Source organism: Prauserella rugosa (assembly GCF_000719975.1).
Classification (GTDB): Bacteria; Actinomycetota; Actinomycetes; order Mycobacteriales; family Pseudonocardiaceae; genus Prauserella; species Prauserella rugosa.
In genome coordinates this window covers 1-20,266 of record NZ_JOIJ01000036.1, presented here as the reverse complement: position 1 = coordinate 20,266, position 20,266 = coordinate 1, and the positions used below count along the sequence as shown (strand labels likewise).

Annotated in this window: 20 protein-coding genes, 1 tRNA gene and 1 pseudogene; 7 read left to right on the top strand and 15 right to left on the bottom strand. The window is 68.0% G+C overall.

Features of this window, described 5'->3' with window-relative positions:
* Nucleotides 1-78 precede the first annotated feature (78 nt).
* Nucleotides 79-393, bottom strand: a complete 315-nt coding sequence (locus tag IF64_RS0124325) for a zinc finger domain-containing protein (RefSeq protein ID WP_030534505.1) — start codon at nt 391-393, stop codon at nt 79-81.
* Between the two features lie 91 nt (nt 394-484).
* On the bottom strand, nt 485-1,450 hold the full coding sequence (locus IF64_RS0124320) for an alpha/beta hydrolase (RefSeq protein WP_246134678.1): 966 nt from the start codon (nt 1,448-1,450) through the stop codon (nt 485-487).
* Between the two features lie 45 nt (nt 1,451-1,495).
* Here IF64_RS0124320 and IF64_RS0124315 point away from each other — a divergent pair, with 45 nt between their 5' ends.
* Nucleotides 1,496-2,050, top strand: a complete 555-nt coding sequence (locus IF64_RS0124315) for a TetR/AcrR family transcriptional regulator (RefSeq protein WP_030534503.1) — start codon at nt 1,496-1,498, stop codon at nt 2,048-2,050.
* Here IF64_RS0124315 and IF64_RS27800 read toward each other — a convergent pair.
* Together IF64_RS27800 and IF64_RS0124305 are read right to left on the bottom strand one after the other, a co-directional pair.
* Nucleotides 2,010-2,330, bottom strand: coding sequence for a hypothetical protein (locus IF64_RS27800; protein ID WP_246134873.1), 321 nt, complete (start codon nt 2,328-2,330; stop codon nt 2,010-2,012). The genes IF64_RS0124315 and IF64_RS27800 overlap by 41 nt on opposite strands.
* 246 nt (nt 2,331-2,576) lie before the next feature.
* The gene (locus tag IF64_RS0124305; RefSeq protein WP_030534502.1) at nt 2,577-2,948 is read right to left on the bottom strand and encodes a hypothetical protein; all 372 of its coding nucleotides are present in this window, start codon (nt 2,946-2,948) and stop codon (nt 2,577-2,579) included.
* Between the two features lie 52 nt (nt 2,949-3,000).
* Here IF64_RS0124305 and IF64_RS0124300 point away from each other — a divergent pair, with 52 nt between their 5' ends.
* Nucleotides 3,001-3,855 carry a hypothetical protein gene (locus IF64_RS0124300; RefSeq protein ID WP_145600310.1) on the top strand — a complete coding sequence of 285 codons (855 nt, stop codon included), beginning with the start codon at nt 3,001-3,003 and terminating at the stop codon, nt 3,853-3,855.
* Nucleotides 3,856-3,862: 7 nt separating this feature from the next.
* Here IF64_RS0124300 and IF64_RS27365 read toward each other — a convergent pair whose 3' ends face one another.
* The 3 genes from IF64_RS27365 to IF64_RS0124285 all read right to left on the bottom strand — a co-directional run bounded on the left by IF64_RS27365 (nt 3,863) and on the right by IF64_RS0124285 (nt 5,494).
* On the bottom strand, nt 3,863-4,027 hold the full coding sequence (locus tag IF64_RS27365; protein WP_157575537.1) for a hypothetical protein: 165 nt from the start codon (nt 4,025-4,027) through the stop codon (nt 3,863-3,865).
* On the bottom strand, nt 4,024-5,307 hold the full coding sequence (locus tag IF64_RS0124290) for a site-specific integrase (protein WP_030534500.1): 1,284 nt from the start codon (nt 5,305-5,307) through the stop codon (nt 4,024-4,026). The genes IF64_RS27365 and IF64_RS0124290 overlap by 4 nt, the downstream gene beginning before the upstream one ends.
* A gap of 113 nt (nt 5,308-5,420) precedes the next feature.
* A tRNA-Ile gene (locus tag IF64_RS0124285) sits at nt 5,421-5,494 on the bottom strand.
* A 74-nt stretch (nt 5,495-5,568) separates the two neighbouring features.
* Here IF64_RS0124285 and IF64_RS0124280 point away from each other — a divergent pair.
* The 3 genes from IF64_RS0124280 to IF64_RS0124270 all read left to right on the top strand — a co-directional run bounded on the left by IF64_RS0124280 (nt 5,569) and on the right by IF64_RS0124270 (nt 7,424).
* Nucleotides 5,569-5,892 (top strand): Rdx family protein, encoded by a 324-nt coding sequence (locus tag IF64_RS0124280; protein ID WP_030534499.1) that lies wholly within the window; start codon nt 5,569-5,571, stop codon nt 5,890-5,892.
* Nucleotides 5,893-5,997: 105 nt separating this feature from the next.
* Complete coding sequence (locus IF64_RS0124275) at nt 5,998-7,113, top strand: WD40/YVTN/BNR-like repeat-containing protein (RefSeq protein ID WP_030534498.1); 1,116 nt, start codon at nt 5,998-6,000, stop codon at nt 7,111-7,113.
* Nucleotides 7,110-7,424 carry a MoaD/ThiS family protein gene (locus tag IF64_RS0124270; protein ID WP_030534497.1) on the top strand — a complete coding sequence of 105 codons (315 nt, stop codon included), beginning with the start codon at nt 7,110-7,112 and terminating at the stop codon, nt 7,422-7,424. Before IF64_RS0124275 ends, IF64_RS0124270 begins: the two co-directional genes overlap by 4 nt.
* Before the next feature lie 90 nt (nt 7,425-7,514).
* On the opposite strand, the gene IF64_RS0124265 is transcribed toward IF64_RS0124270, so the two are convergent.
* Nucleotides 7,515-8,795, bottom strand: a complete 1,281-nt coding sequence (locus tag IF64_RS0124265; RefSeq protein ID WP_030534496.1) for a cytochrome P450 — start codon at nt 8,793-8,795, stop codon at nt 7,515-7,517.
* Nucleotides 8,796-8,921: 126 nt separating this feature from the next.
* Between IF64_RS0124265 and IF64_RS0124260 the strand changes: the two genes are divergently transcribed.
* On the top strand, nt 8,922-9,971 hold the full coding sequence (locus IF64_RS0124260) for an LLM class flavin-dependent oxidoreductase (RefSeq protein WP_030534495.1): 1,050 nt from the start codon (nt 8,922-8,924) through the stop codon (nt 9,969-9,971).
* Here the strand turns inward: IF64_RS0124260 and IF64_RS0124255 are convergent.
* Both IF64_RS0124255 and IF64_RS0124250 read right to left on the bottom strand, forming a co-directional pair.
* Complete coding sequence (locus tag IF64_RS0124255) at nt 9,944-10,336, bottom strand: SCO5389 family protein (protein ID WP_030534494.1); 393 nt, start codon at nt 10,334-10,336, stop codon at nt 9,944-9,946. The two genes, IF64_RS0124260 and IF64_RS0124255, sit on opposite strands and share 28 nt — an antisense overlap.
* Nucleotides 10,337-10,662: 326 nt before the next feature.
* A complete protein-coding gene (locus tag IF64_RS0124250; protein ID WP_051758132.1) occupies nt 10,663-11,757 on the bottom strand; it encodes a coiled-coil domain-containing protein in 1,095 nt (364 codons plus the stop codon).
* 311 nt (nt 11,758-12,068) lie between these two features.
* Here IF64_RS0124250 and IF64_RS26345 point away from each other — a divergent pair, with 311 nt between their 5' ends.
* Nucleotides 12,069-12,617: a hypothetical protein gene (locus IF64_RS26345; protein ID WP_145600306.1), complete on the top strand. Its 549-nt coding sequence runs from the start codon at nt 12,069-12,071 to the stop codon at nt 12,615-12,617.
* Between the two features lie 58 nt (nt 12,618-12,675).
* Here the strand turns inward: IF64_RS26345 and IF64_RS0124240 are convergent, their stop codons facing one another.
* The 5 genes and pseudogenes from IF64_RS0124240 to IF64_RS28015 all read right to left on the bottom strand — a co-directional run.
* A complete protein-coding gene (locus IF64_RS0124240; protein WP_030534491.1) occupies nt 12,676-13,560 on the bottom strand; it encodes a mycobacterial-type methylenetetrahydrofolate reductase in 885 nt (294 codons plus the stop codon).
* 199 nt (nt 13,561-13,759) lie between these two features.
* Complete coding sequence (ahcY, locus tag IF64_RS0124235) at nt 13,760-15,220, bottom strand: adenosylhomocysteinase (protein ID WP_030534490.1); 1,461 nt, start codon at nt 15,218-15,220, stop codon at nt 13,760-13,762.
* A gap of 253 nt (nt 15,221-15,473) precedes the next feature.
* Nucleotides 15,474-19,031: a methionine synthase gene (gene metH / locus IF64_RS0124230; RefSeq protein WP_030534489.1), complete on the bottom strand. Its 3,558-nt coding sequence runs from the start codon at nt 19,029-19,031 to the stop codon at nt 15,474-15,476.
* Nucleotides 19,032-19,033: 2 nt separating this feature from the next.
* Nucleotides 19,034-20,011: a carbohydrate kinase family protein gene (locus IF64_RS0124225; RefSeq protein WP_030534488.1), complete on the bottom strand. Its 978-nt coding sequence runs from the start codon at nt 20,009-20,011 to the stop codon at nt 19,034-19,036.
* 127 nt (nt 20,012-20,138) lie between these two features.
* Nucleotides 20,139-20,266, bottom strand: a pseudogene (locus IF64_RS28015) (methionine adenosyltransferase); the annotation flags it as partial.

Sequence of the window (20,266 nt, the reverse complement as noted above, 5' to 3'; positions counted from 1 at the left end):
AATCCGAGCCCATTGAGCGTCAGTGAGCACCGCAGAACGTGACATGCGATCAACAATCCCCCCTCTCACCACAGATCTTTAGGAGACACGCCCTAGGTGCGAGCAGCGGGCGTACCCGATGCGGATGTCCGCGCTCGCCGTGTCCGCGGGGATCGGCGTCGGCGGCGGCGTGCCCGGCCGCCACGGCTGCCCCGGTCCGCGGTCGGCCGAGGTTGGCACGCGCAGTTCCTTCGCCAGTCGATCCACCTTGGTGAACCGGCCGGTGTGGTAGGTCCCGGCGACCGCGCCGGAGCGGGACAGGCAGGGCGAACCGGGCTCGGCGAGGCAGCGCGGGCACGGGTGCCGCTCGACCTCATCGGCGTCGGACAGTGCGGCCGGTTCGATGCCCTCCATCCCTGAATCGCCTCAGAAACGTTTCTCAGAAACGGATGAGAGATCGTTTGTGTACGGGCCTCGACCTTTGGGTGCCGGTTGCGAGCCGGGTTCAGGGGCCAACCGGCACGTTCGTGTGCAGGAAGGCGAGTTGGTCGGTGATGACCCGCTCGAACTGTTCGCCGTCGTAGATGTCGAAGTGCTTGACCGGGTAGCGAAGGATCTCGCCGTGGGCTGCCTTTGCGGCGTGGCGAAGGGTCGCGCCGGCGGGTGCGACGGTGTCGCCGTCGCAGACACAAAACAGGATCGGGCACCGGATGTCGCGGATCCGCCTGCCCGGAACGTCGAACGGGATCGTGAATGCCACCCGGGCGGGTACGTCGTTGCGGTAGTCCTGTTCAGCCAAACCGGACGCCGTGAGAAGTCCGATCACTTCGCCGACGACGTCGCCCGCGTGATCGGACGCGACCATCAGACCGACCTCGCCAGGCCGGGCCGCGACCTTCACACGCACCGGCGGACGCCCCAATGCGTGAGCAACGGTATCCCTGGCAGCGGCGGCGACCAGCCGAGCGGTCGAGCGCACGGAGCGCTGCCGGACAGATGCCAGACCGTCGGTGAAAGGGCACTGCACGATCGCGGCGATCACCCCGTGATCCTCGGCGGCGGTGGTGATCGCGTGCCCCCCTGCGAACGAGGTGCCCCACAGCACGACCCGGCTACCGTCGATTTCGGGCAGAGACCGGGCGAAGGCCACCGCCGCGCGCCAGTCTTCCCGCTGGCGGCGGATGCTGAGCAACTCGCGCGGCTGCCCTTCACTGTCGCCGAAGTGGCGATAGTCAAAGACCAGGCAGGCGTAGCCCGCGGCCCGGAACCGCTCCGCGAAGGCCCCGAGCCGCAGTGTCTTCACCGCACCGAGGCCATGCGCCATGACCACTACCGGTGGCGGGCCGGCCTTCGCGGTAGTGGCCGGGAGGTAGAGCCAGGCGTGGCAGTGGTCAGTACCGGACGGGAAGAGCAACTCGCGACGTTCGGGCACAGCGGCGTCGGTCATCTCCGAACCCTTCTTGATTGTCATTCAAGACAGGTTGGCTGCTTCTTGAATACCTGTCAAGATGCAGGCGTGCCCCGCAACCGACGCCCGGTCCCCAAACAACAGAAGCGAGACGAGCTGCTGGCCGCCGCCGCCCAGTTGCTCATCGCCGATGGCTACGAGGCCACCTCGATGAGCCGGCTCGCCCAGCACGCCGGCGTCACACCGAACACGCTCTACTGGTACTTCCGCGACAAGGACGAGTTGCTGGTAGCAGTCGCCGACCTCTACCTTCAAACACTGCTCACCGAGCATGCCTCGCTGGCCGCCCGCTCCCTCGCCGAGCAGTTCCTGTGGCTGATCGAGCGACTGCGCCCGGTCAAGCACCTGGTCGCCACCGTGCACAGCCGAGTGGCCATCTCGCCCGCTGTCCGCGACTGGCACACCGGCTTCCACCAGACCTTCGAAAACCTCTTCGAGCGCCAGCTCCCCGGCCCGCTGACCACCGAACACCGTGCCGCCGAGATCGCCGGAGCGACCTTCGCCCTCGAAGGCGCGATCACCCACGACCTCGACGACACCACCACACGACAGCTCTGCCAGATCACCGCCGAACACCTCCACCGCGCCGCCACCTCGACGTAAGCCCACCCACACACCGGGCCTTAGACGAGATCACGCGCGGTGTGCCGATCGCGAAGGCCACGCTTGCCCAGCACTGTCTCCAAGCGGGGCCGCAGCGGTCAGAACAAGGTGTCGCGCACTCGCAACGGCCGGTATCCAGTCGGGCCGAGCTGGGCGAGCTCATCTTCGATGTCGACGTCGATGGCACCGAAGAAGTTGATGTTCTGGTCTGGGCCTCCAGATGCCGGCCGCGGCCGGCACCCTGATGGGCAGAGAGCAGGTCCCTCTTCAACGCGTGCAGCGATTCGCCCTTGTTCAGCTGCCGCGAGATCTTGCACCGGTAGACCGGGTCAGCAAGGAACTAGGCGGTCAGGAGCGGGGCGCGGTCCCGTCGGGGGCGTGGCCGAAAACCTGCCAGCCGCCCTCGATGTCGTCGTACTCCAGGTCATAGCTGGTGTTCTCGCGCAGCAGCCAGGGCCGGGCCTGGCCCGGCGGCACTCTCGGCCAGCAGTACCGGATTCTCCTCGGCGGTGAGCACCTGCCAGCGTCACATTCCGCGTTCCGGCTCGATCTCCCGGACCAGCAGCAGCGCCTCAACGCGGTAGGTGGCCGGGTACTGCGGCACGGCTCGCACCCACAACTCCGGCGCCTCCGGTGTGCGCAGCACCAGATACCGGTGCTGGGTCTGCCACGGCAGCGGCATCGCCTCCGCGGCCTGCTGGTCGTTGCTTAGCAGCGCACACCGTCTGCCAATAAAGAAATCGCCCGCGATATCGCTGCATTCGCCATCGATTCGGGCTGCCTGGTGGTCGGCGTAGAGGAGGACAAGGACACCCAGACCTTCACCGTCCGCCCGGTGGCCCTGAACGGATTGGCCGAGAAGGTCGACCAGATCGCACGCACCCACTGTGACCGCCACTGTTTGTCACCTGCCCCCCATTCCCGATGACCAAGACCCCACACGTGGAGTGTTGCTGGTCGAGGTCCCGGCGAGCCCGTTGGCGCCGCACATGGTCGATCACGCCTACTGGGGTCGTAACGACACCACCAAGCACAAGCTCAGCGACAACGAGGTTTACCGCCTCCACGCGGTGCGACGCGCACGGGACCTCACCATCCATGACCTCATCGAGAAAGAGATTGCCCGCGACCCGGTCCCCATCCCTGACCGACACAATGCTCACCTGTTCGGCGTGGCGCAGCCGCTCGGAAGTCGCGTCGATCTGCTCACCGATGTGCTCGAGGAGCAGCAGTTCGACGAGCTCGTCCTGCAAACACTCTGGAACAGCAACACTGACAGGTCGCGAGTCTGGGAATACCTGCAGACGCACGAACTCCGCGCGCCGGGGCGGGGATGGGCATCGTCGAGACTTTTCGCGCGGGTTCCACCGGCTGATCTCAATCCTGACCTCGAGAGGCAGCTCCTCGATGTCGAGATGTCCGATGACGGCGCCATTACCTGCTACACCGGTGGTGCCTCGGCCATCGGACGTGACGGCAAGGACTGCCTGCTCGTGCCGAACATGATCGCTGCGCCCCACGGCCTGGCCGCGCTGGCAGGCAAGGTCGGCGCCACGTACGGCTACAACGGCCGCTGGCTGATCGGCGTGGGCGCAACCAACATGCAAGGCAAGCAGAGCTCACGCGCACAGAATGTCATGTCGCTCTCAGAATTCCCCGCGTTCAGCGAGCCGAGCTATGTGTACGGGACCGAAGCCTCCACCGTCGAGCTCGTGGAGGATCCTCGCAGGATCACTCAGGCTGTGCTGTTTCGCTTGCTGCGCGCGCTCGGCGAATCCGCTGACCAACTGGATGCCATCTCCTGAGAAGGCTTCAGAGCTGGTCGTAGATCTCGCGCCGGTGGCCGAGGTTGCGGATGGCCTCCCCATGCCACGCTGCCCCGGAACTGAGCAGAGGTTCCAGCGCGCGGCGTCCGCCGGTGTTCTTGGTCAGGATCGGGGCATGGCCGCCTCCGGCTGACCGGACGGATCCGGTCACTCCTCGACACTGCCCTTCGGCGGCCGTTTCGGCAGTCGAGAACCCAGGATCTCGGCTGCCTTCCGGTCGCTGGCCGCCACCCAGGCCGCGTACACGCGGAGCGTGGTCGCTCCTCCTCCACCGTGCCCGAGCCGACCGGCCACCGTGCGCAAGTCCACGCCCGCGGTCAGCAGCTCGGTGGCCGAGTAGTGCCGTAGCGCGTGCAGGTGTGTCTTGATACCCAGCCGGGTCGCCATCTTCTTGTAGCGATTCGACACCGCGTCAGGCGGATACGGCTCTGTCAGGTCACCTCGCGCGCCGGTGAAGACGTACGATTCCTCATCCCACACAGCCTCGAGCTTCTCGAACAGCTCCTGGCAACGCTTCTTGTGTTCCCGCAACAACACGACCGTTTCGGTATCGAGCGCGATCCGGCGGATCTGATGCGTCTTCGTGTCCTTCTCCTTGCCGATTCCGCGCACCGTCGTGTAGCTGCTCCGCACATCCACGACGCCTTCATCGAGGTCGACTCTGGACCACCGGAGTGCGCAGACCTCCCCGCGACGCATACCGGTCGTCATCACCAGCCACACCAACGTGCCCCAGGCCTCGTCGAGCCCGAATGCCTTCTCCACAAGCTTGGCCGCCTCGTCCGGCGACGGCGGATCCGGCCGGGGAGCAGGCTGGCGCGGGCGCTGTGCAACCTTGGCGGGACTCGAGTCGATCCACTCCCACCGCACCGCGGCGTTCAGCACACCACTGATGATCGCGTGAATCTGCCGCACCGACGCCTGAGCCATCGGCCTGCACTCATGGGACTTGCACTTGGACTTCTTGCAGTCGTGCTCGTCGCCGGACTTGTGCTCGATGTACGGCAGACCGTCACAGCGGCGCCGGCACCGACGCAACTCCCCGTACAACGTCTCCAAGTTCCGCGCGCTCAGCTTGTTCACCGGCATCTCACCGAGCGCGGGACGGATCGTGCGCTCGATGTAGCCCACGTACGCATGCCGCGTCGTCGGCTCGATGTCACTACTGCGCAACCACTCGTCGATGGCATACGAGAACGAGACGTTCGTACTCGGCACCCGCTGCTTATCGACCTGCGACTGCAGCTTGGTCATCACCTTGTCCGCACGCCGGTACGCCGCCTTGTCCGTACCCGGCACAGTCTCCGACAAGTAGATCTCCTTGCCGGTCACCGGATCGACACCCGAGTACACGCGCACCTGCAGCGAACCACCGCGGCGCCGGATGTTGCCGCGACCCCGCCGGTCACTGCCGTTCTCAACCCCAGCCATGCGTCCAGAGTCCGCCGCCCGCCAGCGCCGGTCAAGAACTCGGCCATGGACAAAGCCATGGACAAACGATCTTGACCTCGCGATCGGGATCGCGAACATGCAGGTCACAAGGGTGGGCCGGGTCGGACTTGAACCGACGGCCAAAGGATTATGAGTCCCCTGCTCTAACCAACTGAGCTACCGGCCCCTGACACCCGGCGGGTGCCGTCCGAACTATATCCACCCAGCTCCACCCTCGATGCAGCGGCGATACTCGTCGGCATGACCACGACCGACGCCGCCGCGCGCGCACCTCGTCTCGAGATCGAGTACTGCACCCGGTGCCGCTGGGTGATGCGCGCCGGATGGACCGCGCAGGAACTCCTGACCACCTTCCCGACCGCGCTGGGCGAAGTGGCACTCGTGCCCGGCACCGGCGGCGTGTTCGACATCCGCCTCGACGGCCGCACCCTGTGGTCCCGCAAGGCCGACGGCGGATTCCCCGAACTGTCAGACCTCAAGCGTAGGGTCCGCGACATCGTCGACCCCACCCGCGACCTCGGCCACTCCGACCGCAGGACGGGCGACGACCCGACAGGGAACTGACACTCCACCGGCCCGGCCGTGATCTTGCTTGACCGATGCACGGTTGTTTTTGACAAGTGATCCCGGTTACAGTTCCCTCATCCGACTCGAGAAGGGGACCGCAGCATGGCCGGCGTACGCGTACTCGTAGGCACCCGCAAAGGCGCCTTCCTCCTGACCGCCGACGGCACCCGCCGCGAGTGGAAGGTCGAAGGCCCACTGTTCGGGGGCTGGGAGCTCTACCACCTCAACGGCTCACCCCAGAACCCCGACCGCATCTACGCCTCCGCCTCCCTCGGCTGGTTCGGCCAGCAGATCCACCGCAGCGACGACGGCGGCACGACGTGGACACCGGTCGGCAACGAATTCCGCTACGACGGCGAGGTCGGCACGCACCAGTGGTACGACGGATCCCAGCGCCCGTGGGAGTTCACCCGCGCCTGGCACCTCGAACCGTCACTGTCCGATCCGGACACCGTGTACGCCGGTGTCGAGGACGCCGCCCTGTTCCGCTCGGTCGACGCAGGCCAGAGCTGGCAGGAACTCCGCGGCCTTCGCGGCCACGAATCCGGACCCGACTGGCAACCCGGCGCCGGCGGCATGTGCCTCCACACGATCATCCAGGACCCGCGCGACGCCGACCGCCTCCACGTCGCGATCTCCGCGGCAGGCGTCTTCCGCACCGCCGACGGCGGCAAGACGTGGCAACCCGCCAACCGCGGCCTCAACTCCGGCCAGATCCCCCAGCCCGAAGCCGAGGTCGGCCACTGCGTGCACAACCTCGCACGCCACCCGGCCCGCCCCGACACGCTGTACATGCAGAAACACTGGGACGTCATGCGCAGCGACGACGACGGCGCCACCTGGTACGACATCGGCGACGGACTGCCCACCGACTTCGGCTTCCCCATCGACGTCCACGCCCACGACGCCGACACGGTCTACGTCGTGCCCATCACCAGCGACGAGCAACACTTCCCCGTCGACGGCAAACTCCGCGTCTACCGCAGCCGCACCGGCGGCGGCGAATGGGAACCACTCACCCGCGGCCTGCCCCAGGAACACTGCTACGTCAACGTCCTGCGCGACGCCATGGCCGTCGACGAACTCGACGAGTGCGGCGTCTACTTCGGCACCACCGGAGGCCAGGTGTACGGCTCCGCCGACGCGGGCGACACCTGGCAACCCATCGTCCGCGACCTGCCCGCCGTCCTGTCCGTGGAGGTGCAGACGCTGCCATGACCGACACGACCACGGCCATCCGCATTCACCTGCCCACACACCTGCGCAAGCTCGCGAACCTCGACGGCGAACTGACGCTCGACGTGCCCGGCCCGGTGACCATCGGCGCCGTGCTCGACGTGCTCGAAGAGCGCTACCCGGTCCTCAAGGGCACCATCCGCCACCACGATGCGGGACGACGTCGCGCGTTCGTCCGATTCTTCGCCTGCGAGGAAGACCTGTCCCACGAACCCCAGGACACCCCGCTGCCCGAACCGGTCGTCCGCGGCACCGAACCGCTCATGGTCATCGGCGCCATGGCAGGCGGCTGAGCGTCGACGGCCGGGCGACACGACAACACAGCGACACGGCAACACCGCAGCACGACAACGCGGCGACCCGGCGGTACCGCGGTGAGCGGCTCAGTTCACGTGCACCGGGAGCTTCTCCACGCCGAACACGATCGACGTCTGCCGGAACTCCAGCTCCTCCGGGTCCACCGCCAGCCGCAGGTCGGGGAACCGCCGTACCAACGCCGCATACGCCGCACGCAGCTCCAACCGCGCCAGCTCCGCGCCCACACATCGATGCGCGCCGTACCCGAACGCCAGGTGCTGGGTCGGATCCCGCTGCGCGTCGAACGTGTCGAGGTCCTCGCCGAGCGCCCCGTCCCGGTCGGCACCCGAGAGCGACACGGCGACCATGTCGCCCTTGCCGATCGTCACGCCACCGACCTCGATGTCCTCCCGCGCGAACCGCGGGAACGCCACCTGGACCACCGTCAGATAGCGCAACGCCTCCTCGACGAACACCCGCACGGCCTCGTCGTCCTCCCGGACCCGGCGGAACGTCTCCGGATCCCGCAACAACACCAGTGCACCGAGCGAGAGCATGCTCGCCGTCGTCTCGAACCCGCCGGTCAACACACCGTCGGCCAGGCCGGCCAGCTCGCGGTCGTCGATCTCGTCGCCGTGCTCGCGGATGATCATCCCGATCAGCCCGTCACCCGGCTCCTCGCGCTGCTCCTTGACCACCTTCAGCAGGTACTCCAGCGACTCCGAGATCGCCCCCACGGCCGCACCCGCACCCGCGAACAGGTCGAACCGGGCCACCGCCAGATGCTGGAACTCGTCCCGCTCCGAGTACGGAACGCCCAGCAGCTCGCAGATCACCAACGACGGGATCGGCAGCGCGAACTCCTCGACCAGGTCGACCGGTTCGCCCCGCTGCGCCTTCTCCTCCATCGCGTCGAGCCGGTCGTTGACGATCTGCTCGATGCCCGGCCGCAGCCGCGACAACCGCCGCATCGTGAACTCCGGCGTCAACAGCTTGCGCAACCGCGTGTGCACCGGCGGATCCGCGAACCCCAGTCCACCCGGGTTGTCGTCCGGATCCATCCCCAGTTCGGCCATCAGATTGCCGAAATCGTTACTGAAACCCTTGCCGTCCCCCAGCACGGCCTTGGCCTCGTCGTAGCCGCTGACCAGCCACACGTTCAGGTCGAACGGCAACGGCAGCTTCCGCACCGGCTCCGTGCGCCGCGCCTCCGCGAGCTCCCGCACCGGATCGAGATCGTCCCGCCGCAACGCCATCAGCGCCGAATCGGGCAGCACTTTCTGCAGGTCGAGGCCGCCCTTGCGCTGCGCACGCGCCAGATACCGCCGCGTGACCCACCCCGTGATGCGCGATCGAAGTTTCCCCACGCCACGACGGTATCAACTCACCCGTACCGGTGACCCGCCGGTCGACACCAACACAGCCCGCCTACCCTGGGACACCACACCCCACCGGTCCACTTCGGACGAATCCGTACCGTAAGGTCACCCTCCGTGAGACTCGGTGTGTTCCTCCTCGGCGCGACGTTCGGCGACCAGGACCCCGGCGACGCGTTACGCACGGCGGCCGAGAGCGTCGTCGCCGCCGAAACGGCCGGCTTCGACGAAGCGTGGATCGCCGAACACCACTTCATGACCTACGGCACCTGCCCTTCGGCGATCACGTTCGCGGGCCACGCCCTCGGCGCCACCGACCGCATCACCGTGGGCACCGCCGTGAGCGTCCTGTCGACCGTCCACCCGGTCGCGCTGGCCGAACAGACCCGCATGCTCGACCAACTCTCCGGTGGCCGCTTCGCCCTCGGCGTCGGACGCGGCGGCCCCTGGATCGACCTCGACGTCTTCGGCACCGGCATCGAACGCTACGACCACGGCTTCCCGGACGGCCTCGACGTCCTGCTGGGCGGACTGTCCGGCGACACCGTCCGCGGCGACGGGACCACCTTCACCTTCCCCGAGGTGCCGCTCGTGCCGCCGCCGCACACCCGGCCGCGCCCGCCGGTCACCGTGGCGTGCACGTCGCAGGCAACCACGGCACTGGCCGCCGCACGCGGCCTGCCGATGCTCCTCGGCATGCACATCGGCACCGAGGAGAAGAACCGCATGCTTGCCACCTACGCCGACGCGGCCCACGCCGCCGGCCGCGACCCGGCCGGTGTCGCACACACCTCGGTCGTGCTGGCTTACGTCGCCGACGACCGGGACACGGCGCTGCGCCACCTCCGCGAATCGCTCCCCCGCTGGCTCGGCCCCGGACTGGCCGGATACGTCCCCGTCGCCGGCAGGTCACGCCCGTCCCGCGACCCGATCGAGTACGCCGAGACCCTGTGCCGGCTGCATCCGGTCGGCAGTCCCGAGGACTGTGCGGACCACCTGCACGAGCACGTCACCGCCACGGGCGTCGACCGCGTGCTGATGATGGTCGAGGGCGGCGGCTCCCGCGCACGCACACTGGACACCATCCGTCGCCTCGGCGCCGAGGTGCTGCCCGCGGTGCGCGAGAGCCGCCTGCCTGCTCAGCAGTCCCTGAGCTCCGGGCTCTGATTCAGCAGCTGACCGCGGACGGACACGAACTCGCGGTACTCGTCCCCGTCGACCGCACCCGGCCGGAACGCCGCGACCCGGTGGCAGTTCTGGAACGCCAGCCGCACCCCGAAGTGCCGCTCCAGCCCTCCGCGGATGGAATCGGACGCCAGCGCCCGCAGCAGCTGACCGCGCTCGGCCTCGCTCGGCGGCGGCGTCGCGTGGTCGGCGAAAGGTCCTCCCTCGGTCTCCAAGTCAGCGACCACGCCCGTGATGATCTCCCAGGCGTACGGCAGCGACTCCCGCACACACGCCACGAACTCGGCGTCGTCGACGTCTCCCCGCTCGGCACGCTCCAGCAGATCGGTGGGCACATTCAGCGACATGGGTCGGCCTCCAGCCTTCCTCGCACTCGGGATTGACGAAACACTCGCCGCGCCGTCGACCGACGGTGGGCGACCCTCCCAGTGCTACTGAAACCGATCTTCATGTGCAATAAAACGATCACGCCGCCACCGGGTCGGACCAGCAGCACCACCCGGGCGGGCGCGCGGCAGCCACAGCGTGCCACCGGCCGCCCACCCAGGCGGCCACCACCGAGCGAACCCCGCTGCACCGGAACCGGCCCGGCAACAGCAACAACGTCAACTACGGCGACTACGTCAACGACAACGGGAACAGCAACGGCAGGGGTACCGGAACAGGAGCAGGCTCAGGCCGGCGTCGCCGACGTCAGCCTCTCCTCGTCCGCGACGGCCACACTCCCCGCACTGCCACTCTCCACACCCACGGCCGCAGCCCGGTCGTCGGCCACGCCATCACCCGCAGCGCCATCAGCCGCAGCGCCATCAGCCGCAGCGCCATCAGCCGCGACACCGTCGCTCGCCACACCACCGGGCACGGCACGCGCCCGGTCCGCCGACGACACCGTGCCCGGCACGGCGACGATCACATCCGGCTCACCGTCGGACTCGGTGTGCCGCTGCTCCGGCACCGCCTCCACGGCCAGGGCCGCCTCCTCGTCGTCGCCCGGCTCGGTGAGATCGCCGACCGCGCTGAGGATCTCCCGGGTCTCCCGCAGCCGTGCCAGCAACGTGTCCTGCACGTCCTCCAGCTCGTTGACCCGCGCCGTGGCCCGCGCGACCATCTCGGCCGCCCGCTCCTGGGCGGTTGCGATCATCGCGTCGGCACGCTCGGCCGCCTCGGCCTCCCGCTGCTGGACCAGCCGTTCGGACTCGGCACGCCGCGCCGCCAACGCCTTGCCGAGCTCCTGCTCGGCCTTCTGCCGCCGGCGCGCGGACTGTTCGTCCAGCGTGCGGCGGCGCTGTGCGGCGGCGCGCTCGCGCTCGTCGAACTCCTCCTGGTTGATCCGCATCCGCTCGGCGAACTCGCTCTCCAGCTGCGCGCGACGGTCGTCCAGCTCGGCCAGCTTCCGCTCGTAGCGCCTGCGCAACCGGCGGGCGTCCTCGTCGGCTGCCGTGCGGGTCCGGTCGGCGCGCGTGCGGGCGTCCTGCACGATCTCCGCGGCCTCGACGTGGGCCAGCTCCACCATGCGCAGCATCCGCTCCGAGAGCCCGTCGGTCTCGACCGGCGTCCGGCACACGCGGTCGAACTTGTTCTTCAACGCGTCGTGGGCCGCCCGCAGCTCGGCGAGTTCCGCCGCCAACGCGTCCGCGCGACGCGCCTGTTGCGCGCAATCCGTTGCCATGGCGCGGTTTTGCTCCTCGAGCGCGGACAGGTGGCGATCAACGGCCGCGCGGTCGTAACCCGCGAACGTCATCCGGAACCGGTTCTGCGAAACGCCCATGTGCCAACCTCCGCTACGCATCAGCAACGTCCGCCGGGTGGATGCCACCACACGGACGCCTCGCCTCCCCCACTGGGAGGCAACGTGTGGACGGATCGGTTCGCCCGGCGTACCAAGGGAAAGTGACCGATGACGCGGCGAGCGTCGGCTACGGGCAGCCGACGATCACCGTCGTCGTCGACATTACCCGAACTCTCCGCCCGCCCGCCGCCGGTGATTCCGGTGGTGTCACGCCACATTCCGACAACGTGGAACACCCCGGACGCACGCGCCGCCACGCGCGGTGCGGCTCCGGTCGGGAGGGAGCGAGCATGGAGCCAGCGGACCTGACCCATCACGATTGCGTTGCCTTGATCGGCGATCGGGCACGTCACGTTACGGCGGCGATCTCGGTGGACGGCGGCGCGCCCGTTCCGCTGGCCGCCTACGCCTGTCCCGGCGGGGACCTGCTCGTGCCGACGGGTACCGATCCGACGTTGTCGCGCGCCGCCGTCAGCCGCCCCGTCTCGGTCGAGTTCACCGGCCCCGGCGGCGACGACGCGGACGAACTCGGTGGGCTGTGGACCATCAGCGGCACGGGACTGGCGCGGCGGATCACCCACCGCGACCGGCCTGCCGACGAGCATCCCCACGCCATGCTCTACGCCTTCGACAACGGCATCCGCGTGCTCATGGCCCGTCTCAGCGGCTACCGGCTCCCCACGGCTGCCATCCCGGTGCAGCGCACCACCACGCCCGCGACCGTGTCGACGAACGGGTCCACCACCGCAGCGACGGGCGACGATTGGCCCACCGTGCTCGTGGGTACTCGCGCGAACGGCGACGGAGAGCACGAAAAATCCCGGGCCGGTCGTGAATGACGTCCATCCACGACCGGCCCGGGATCATCGGGGGCGTACCTCAGGGAGGTCGGCGCACTCAGCGCAGCGGCGAATAGTGCTCCAGCATCTCGGCGAACACCTCGAACGCCGGCTTGGACACGCCGTAAGGCACCTCCAGGTGAATGCTGATCTCGAAGCCGAGATCGGCCACACCGTCGACGACCCGCTTGTAGAGGTCGACGAGTTCGCGCTTCTTGTCCTCGAAGGACATCTCGGCCAGGCGCGCGACGTACTCCTGCTCCTGCTTGACCACGTCGTTGCCCGGGTCCTGGATCAGCCAGTCGATCAGACCGAGCTTCGTCTCCACCTTCGGTACGAAACCGAACGACAGCAGGATGTCGGGACGGTGCTCGGTGCTCGCCGCGAATTCGCGCAGGAAACCCACGATCGCGTCGGAGTACAACAGCTGCGTCATCCCGTAGGTCGCGCCACGGTCGCACTTGAAACCGAACCGGCCCTGCTCGCCGTCCCTCGTCGGGATCAGAATGGCGCCCCGGTTGGGCACCACGTCGGTGAACTCGGCGAGCGCATCGGTCGGCGCCATGCCCGAGCCCTCGCCGTCGGCCATCGTGCGGGGCACGCCCACGAACACGATGCCGTCCATCCCTGCGCCGCGCAGGGCGCCGAGTCGCTCGGTGAGCTGGGGCTTGTCGTGGAACGCCGTGACCTGGGTGCACAGACCCCGCACGCCGTCCAGCTCGCCGCTGACCGTCTTCCAGAAGTCCAGAACGTCCATCCGGGGCTTCAGCTCCACGGGACGGTCGGACTCTTCCTCGATCATGCCCGGGATCATCAGGTGCTTGATCGCGCCGTCCAGGCCGGTTTCCTTCGCGACGCGGGCGACCTTCTGACCTTCCTCGATCGCGGCCTGGGTGCCGCCGTCGAGCTCGGGCGGAACCAGCTCAAGGGCAATGGTTTTCATGTCGAATCGCCTTCTCGGGTCCTCAACGTGCACGGACGATGATTGCCTGGGATACGGGTGCGTCCGGTCACGACCGCACGGACCCGCGTGGGCGGGAGGTGGTGGCCCCGGCACGGCACCGCGTCACGCGTCATGCGCTGACGCCGTGACGCCGTGCCGGTGCGACGAGGCCACCACCCACGCCTCACCCGTGAAGGAATCAGTACCGGTAGTGCTCCGGCTTGTACGGACCCTCGACGTCGACGCCGATGTACTCGGCCTGCTCCTTGGTGAGCTTGGTCAGCTTCACGCCGAGCGCGTCGAGGTGCAGTCGCGCCACCTTCTCGTCCAGGTGCTTCGGCAGGAGGTAGACGTCCTTGTCGTACTCGCCCGGCTTCGTCCAGAGCTCGATCTGCGCCAGCGTCTGGTTGGTGAAGCTGTTGGACATCACGAAGCTCGGGTGGCCGGTCGCGTTGCCCAGGTTCAGCAGACGACCCTCGGACAGCACGATGATCGAGTGGCCGTCCGGGTAGGTGAACTCGTGCACCTGCGGCTTGATCTCGACCTTCTTGACGCCCGGGGTGGCCTCGAGGCCGGCCATGTCGATCTCGTTGTCGAAGTGGCCGATGTTGCCCACGATCGCCTGGTGCTTCATCTTCGCCATGTGCTCGGCGGTGATGATGTTGAAGTTACCGGTCGTGGTGATGAAGATGTCGGCCGTCTCGACGACCTCGTCCAGCGTCGTGACCTGGTAACCGTCCATCGCCGCCTGCAGGGCGCAGATCGGGTCGATCTCGGTGATGATGACCCGGGCGCCCTGGCCGCGCAGCGACTCGGCCGAGCCCTTGCCCACGTCGCCGTAGCCGCAGACCACGGCGACCTTGCCGCCGATCAGCGTGTCGGTGGCGCGGTTGATGCCGTCCGGCAGCGAGTGGCGGCAGCCGTACTTGTTGTCGAACTTCGACTTGGTGACCGAGTCGTTGACGTTGATCGCCGGGAAGAGCAGCTCACCGGACTTGACGAGCTCGTAGAGCTTGTGCACGCCGGTGGTCGTCTCCTCGGTGACGCCCTTGATCTCCTTGGCCAGCCTGGTGAAGCGGCCCTTGTCCTTCTCGAGCGACTTGCGCAGCGTCTCGAGGACGACCTTGAACTCGGCCGGGTCGTCGTCGGTCGGCTGCGGCACGGCGCCGGCGGCCTCGAACTCGACACCCTTGTGCACGAGCAGCGTGGCGTCGCCGCCGTCGTCCAGGATCATGTTGGCGAGCTTGCCGTCGCCGAACTCCCAGAGCTGGTCGGTGCACCACCAGTAGTCCTCGAGCGTCTCGCCCTTCCAGGCGAAGACGGACACGCCCTCCGGCTTCTCCGGCGTACCGTTCGGGCCCACGACGACCGCCGCGGCGGCCTCGTCCTGCGTCGAGAAGATGTTGCAGGAGACCCAGCGCACCTCGGCGCCGAGCTCCACCAGCGTCTCGATCAGCACCGCCGTCTGCACGGTCATGTGCAGCGAACCCGCGATCCGAGCGCCCTTCAGGGGCTTGGACGCCGCGAACTCACGCCGCGTCGCCATCAGACCCGGCATCTCGTGCTCGGCGAGCCGGAGCTGGTGCCGCCCGGCCTCGGCCAGATTCAGGTCGGCAACGGCGAACTCGAGGCCGTTCACCTTCTGCAACTTGTTACTCATGACTTCCTTTCCGATCCTGGCCCTCGCCTACCGGCACGCCTGCACGTCGACACACGTCATCGACGCGCTCGTGAGCTGGGAATCCGGCATTCGCGACGGCCTCCTTGAAACAGAGGCGCCCTTCCGTTGCCAGGGAAAGTGGCCGAGCGTGGCGGAGTGGTCTCCGCTGCAGCGCCTCTCGGCCGACTCGTGTCGAGTTTCCCAGGCTCATCGTGATGCGGTCAAACACGGCTGGCACCCGTCACACCTGCGGTCAGGTGTTGAAGTACTTCGCCTCGGGGTGGTGGGCAACGATCGCGTCCGTGGACTGCTCCGGGTGCAGCTGGAACTCCTCGGAGAGCTCCACACCGATCCGTTCGGCCTCCAGCAGATCGACGATCTGGGTACGGTCCTCCAGGTTCGGGCACGCGCCGTAACCCAGTGAGAACCGGGCACCGCGGTATCCGAGCTTGAAGAACTCCGTGACGTCCTCGGGGTCCTCGTCCGCCACCGGGGTACCGGAGGAGAACCGCAGCTCCTGCCGGATCCTCCGGTGCCAGTACTCGGCCATGGCCTCCGTCAGCTGGACGCCGAGGCCGTGGACCTCGAGGTAGTCCCGATAGGCGTCCTTGGCGAACAACTCGTTGGCGAAGTCCGCGATCGGTTGACCCATCGTGACCAGCTGCAACGGCAGCACGTCGACCTGGCCCGTCTCCTCGGCCTGCTTCTTCGACCGGTAGAAGTCGGCGAGGCAGAGCCTGCGGTCCCGCAGCTGACGCGGGAACGAGAACCGGGCGCGTTCCGGGGCGTCCGGTTCGTCCTTGTCGAGCACCACCAGGTCGTTGCCGTCGGAGTAGCACGGGAAGTACCCGTAGACCAGTGCCGCGTGCTGGAGGATGCCCCTGGTGGCGAGGTCGTCGATCCAGGCGCGCAGCCGCGGCCTGCCCTCGGTCTCGACGAGTTCCTCGTACGAAGGGCCCTCGCCCTTCTTCGCGCCGCGCAGGCCCCACTGACCGAAGAACGTGGCGCGTTCGTCGAGCAGCTGCAGGTAGTCGTTCACCGGCAGCCCGCGCACGACCTTCGAGCCCCAGAACGGCGGCGTCGGCACCGGCACGTCCTCGGCCACGTCCGACCGGGTCGTGTCGTCGTGGGACGGCTCGGGACCGTCGCCGGCCCGGGCGGCCTTGCGCTTCTCGGCGATCCGCTGCGAGCGCTCGCGGCGCGCCTTGCGCTCGGCCTTCTTCTCCTGTTCGGCCGCGTCCTCCTCGGGCGTCTCCCCGCGTTTGATGGCCATGAGCCGGTCCATCAGGTGCAGGCCCTCGAAGGCGTCCTTGGCGTACCGGACGTCGCCGTCGAACATCTCGTCCAGGTCGTTCTCGACGAACGTCCTGGTCAGCGCCGCGCCACCGAGCATCACCGGGTACTTGGTCGCGATGCCGCGGTCGTTCATCTCCTGAAGGTTCTCCTTCATGATGACCGTCGACTTGACCAGCAGACCCGACATGCCGATGACATCGACCTGGTGCTCCTCCGCGGCGTCGAGGATGGCGTTCACCGGCTGCTTGATACCGATGTTCACCACGTCGTAGCCGTTGTTGGAGACGATGATGTCGACCAGGTTCTTGCCGATGTCATGGACGTCGCCCTTGACCGTGGCCAGCAGCAGCTTGCCCTTGCCGCCCGAGTCGTCCTTCTCCATGTACTGCTCGAGGTGGGCCACGGCGGCCTTCATGACCTCCGCAGACTGCAGCACGAACGGCAGCTGCATCTGCCCCGAACCGAACAGGTCACCGACGACCTTCATGCCGGCCAGCAGGTTCTCGTTGATGATCGCCAGCGGGTCCTTTTCCTGGCGGGCGGCCTCGAGGTCGTCCTCGAGGCCGGTGCGCTCGCCGTCGACGATGCGCTTCTCGAGCCGCTCGAACAGCGGCAGCTTCGCCAGCTCCTCGGCCCGGGACGCGCTGCCCGACTTGGCCGTCTGACCCTCGAACAGCTCCATGAGCTTCTGCAACGGGTCGTAGTCGCCCTCGCGGCGGTCGTAGACCAGGTCGAGCGCGACCTGACGAGCCTCCTCGTCGATCTTGTTCATCGGCAGGATCTTCGAGGAGTTCACGATCGCCGAGTCGAGGCCTGCCTCGCGGCACTCGTTGAGGAACACCGAGTTCAACACCTGGCGCGCGGCCGGGTTCAGTCCGAAGGAGATGTTCGACAGACCGAGCGTGGTCTGCACGTTCGGGTACTTCTCCTTCAGCCGCTTGATGGCGTTGATCGTCTCGATGCCGTCCTTGCGGACCTCCTCCTGACCGGTGGTGATCGGGAAGACGAGCGTGTCGATGATGATCGCCGACTCGTCGAAGCCCCAGTTGCCGGTCAGATCGGCGATCGCGCGCTCGGCGACGCGCATCTTCCAGTCGGCCGTGCGGGCCTGGCCGTCCTCGTCGATACACGTCACGACCACGGTGGCGCCGTGCTCGCGGGCCATCGTGAGCATGCGGTCGTAGCGCCCGCCCGGATCGGTGCCGTCCTCGTAGTTCACCGAGTTGATCAGGCACCGGCCGCCGAGGTGGTTCAGCGCCACCTCGATCACGTCCGGCTCGGTGGAGTCGACCATGATCGGCAGCGTGGACGCCGTGGCCAGCCGCGAGGCCAGCTCGGCCATGTCGACGGTGCCGTCCCTGCCCACGTAGTCGACGCACAGGTCGAGCACGTGCGCACCCTCGCGGGTCTGTGCCTTGGCGATCTCGACACAGTCGTCGTACCGCTGCTCGAGCATCGCCTCGCGGAACGCCTTCGACCCGTTGGCGTTGGTGCGTTCACCGACGTTGAGGATCGAGGCGTCCTGCTGGAACGGCACGGCCTGATACACCGAGGAGATCGAGGGGACGACCTCCGGGGTGCGCCGCACGGGCTCGGTGTCCCTGACCGCCTCGGCGATGGCCGCCACGTGCTCGGTCGTCGTACCGCAGCACCCGCCGACCAGCCGGGCGCCGTAGCGCTGCACGAAGTCGGCCAGCGACTCGGCGAGCTCGTCCGGTCGCAGCGGGTACACCGCACCGTTCGGGCCGAGCTCCGGCAGTCCGGCGTTCGGCATGACGGAGATCGGCACCGTGGCGTAATCGGCCAGCACGCGCAGGTGCTCGCCCATCTCGGCCGGGCCGGTCGCACAGTTCATGCCGATCATGTCGATGCCCAGCGGCTCCAGCGCGGTCAGTGCCGCACCGATCTCCGAGCCGACCAGCATCGTGCCCGTCGTCTCGACGGTGACCTGGGCGATGATCGGCACCTGCCTGCCGGCCTGCTGCATCGCCCGCTTCGCGGCCACGATCGCGGCCTTGGTCTGCAGCAGGTCCTGCGACGTCTCGACGAGCACGACGTCGATGCCACCGTCGAGCAGGCCGAGCACGTTCTCGACGTAGGCGTCACGCAGGTCGGTGTACGGGGCGTGGCCCAGGGTGGGCAGCTTGGTACCCGGTCCCATCGAGCCCAGCACGAACCGCGGCTTGTCGGGCGTCGAGTACTCGTCCGCCGCCTGCCGTGCCAGCGAGGCGCCCTTCTCCGCGAGGTCGCGGATCCGGTGGACGATGTCGTACTCGCCGAGGTTGGCGAGGTTCGTGCCGAATGTGTTGGTTTCGATCGCGTCCGATCCGGCTTCGAGATATCCACGGTAGATCGCGCTGACGACGTCCGGACGCGTCTCGTTGAGGATCTCGTTGCAGCCCTCGAGTTGATTGAAGTCGTCGAGCGTCAGGTCATAGGCCTGCAACGCAGTACCCATGCCGCCGTCGGCGACCAGCACCCGCTTGTCGAGGGCCGACAGAAAGGCGCTGTCCATGATCACACCCGCAGCTTGGATTCGATCTCCGCCGCGACGTCGTTGCCATAGGCCTTCGCGGCTCGGTTCGAGAACTCCGACCGGTCCAGCGTGTACTCCTGCGGACCGACCGTTTCGAGGACGATGCTCGCGAAGACACAGCCCACCTGCGCGGCGCGCTCCAGCGACATGTTGCAGCCGAGGGCCCACAGAAAGCCCGCACGGAAGGCGTCGCCGACCCCGGTCGGCTCGGCGGCCTTGACGTCCGGGATCGCCGGGACCTCGACGGTCTCGTGCTTGTTGCTGAGGATGCGCACGCCCTTGCCACCGAGCGTGACGACCCAGCTGCCGACGCGGTCGAGCACCTCGGCCTCGCTCCAGCCGGTGTGCTTGAGCAGCAGCGTCGACTCGTACTCGTTGGTGAACAGGTAGGTCGCGCCGTCGACGAGCTTGCGGACGTCGTCGCCCGACATGATCGCGAGCTGCTGGGAGATGTCGGCGGCGAACGGCAGGCCGAGGGTCCGGCACTCCGCGGTGTGCTGCAGCATGGCGCCCGGGTCGTTGGCGCCGATGAGCACCAGGTCGAGCTCGCCCACGCGGTCCGCGACGGACTTGACGGCGATCTCCCCGACCTCGCTCATCGCACCGGCGTAGAACGAGGCGATCTGGTTCTGGTCCTCGTCGGTGGTGCACAGGAACCGCGAGGTGTGCTGGGTCTCGGAGACGTGCACCGACTTGGTGTCGACGCCGTTCTGCTCGAGGAAGGCGCGGTAGTCGCCGAAGTCCTGCCCGACGGCCCCGACCAGGACCGGGTTGAGGCCGAGACGGCCCAGTCCGAGCGTGATGTTCCCGGCCACTCCCCCACGGCGGATGTCGAGGTGTTCGACGAGGAACGACAGGGACACGTTCTGGAGCGAGTCAGCGACCAGCTGGTCGGAGATCTTGCCGGAGAACGACATCAGATGGTCGGTCGCGATCGAGCCGATGACGGCGATGCGCATAACGGGGTCCACTCCCTAAGATTGTGTCAAAGCTGGCGGGGCCGCGTGGAACGTCGTCGGGGGAGGCCGGTCGGCCCCGCCTCCCCCGACGACGTACTCACCGTCGCACGGTGTCCGTTGCCTGTGTTCAGGCCTTCGCCGCGTCCTTCAGCGCCGCGGCGCGGTTGGTGTTTTCCCACGGCAGGTTGGCGTCCGGGCGACCGAAGTGCCCGTAGGCCGCGGTCTGGGCATAGATCGGCCGCAACAGGTCCATGT

Coding starts and splice junctions, on each gene's coding strand:
- IF64_RS0124275 (WP_030534498.1), top strand. CDS start 5,998: ATGGCCGGCGTACGCGTACTCGTAGGCACCCGCAAAGGCGCCTTCCTC.
- IF64_RS0124325 (WP_030534505.1), bottom strand. CDS start 393: ATGGAGGGCATCGAACCGGCCGCACTGTCCGACGCCGATGAGGTCGAG.
- metH (WP_030534489.1), bottom strand. CDS start 19,031: ATGGACAGCGCCTTTCTGTCGGCCCTCGACAAGCGGGTGCTGGTCGCC.
- IF64_RS0124255 (WP_030534494.1), bottom strand. CDS start 10,336: ATGTCGCTGAATGTGCCCACCGATCTGCTGGAGCGTGCCGAGCGGGGA.
- IF64_RS0124225 (WP_030534488.1), bottom strand. CDS start 20,011: ATGCGCATCGCCGTCATCGGCTCGATCGCGACCGACCATCTGATGTCG.
- IF64_RS0124290 (WP_030534500.1), bottom strand. CDS start 5,307: ATGGCTGGGGTTGAGAACGGCAGTGACCGGCGGGGTCGCGGCAACATC.
- ahcY (WP_030534490.1), bottom strand. CDS start 15,220: ATGAGTAACAAGTTGCAGAAGGTGAACGGCCTCGAGTTCGCCGTTGCC.
- IF64_RS0124280 (WP_030534499.1), top strand. CDS start 5,569: ATGACCACGACCGACGCCGCCGCGCGCGCACCTCGTCTCGAGATCGAG.
- IF64_RS0124320 (WP_246134678.1), bottom strand. CDS start 1,450: ATGACAATCAAGAAGGGTTCGGAGATGACCGACGCCGCTGTGCCCGAA.
- IF64_RS0124270 (WP_030534497.1), top strand. CDS start 7,110: ATGACCGACACGACCACGGCCATCCGCATTCACCTGCCCACACACCTG.
- IF64_RS0124240 (WP_030534491.1), bottom strand. CDS start 13,560: ATGAAAACCATTGCCCTTGAGCTGGTTCCGCCCGAGCTCGACGGCGGC.
- IF64_RS0124250 (WP_051758132.1), bottom strand. CDS start 11,757: ATGGGCGTTTCGCAGAACCGGTTCCGGATGACGTTCGCGGGTTACGAC.
- IF64_RS26345 (WP_145600306.1), top strand. CDS start 12,069: ATGGAGCCAGCGGACCTGACCCATCACGATTGCGTTGCCTTGATCGGC.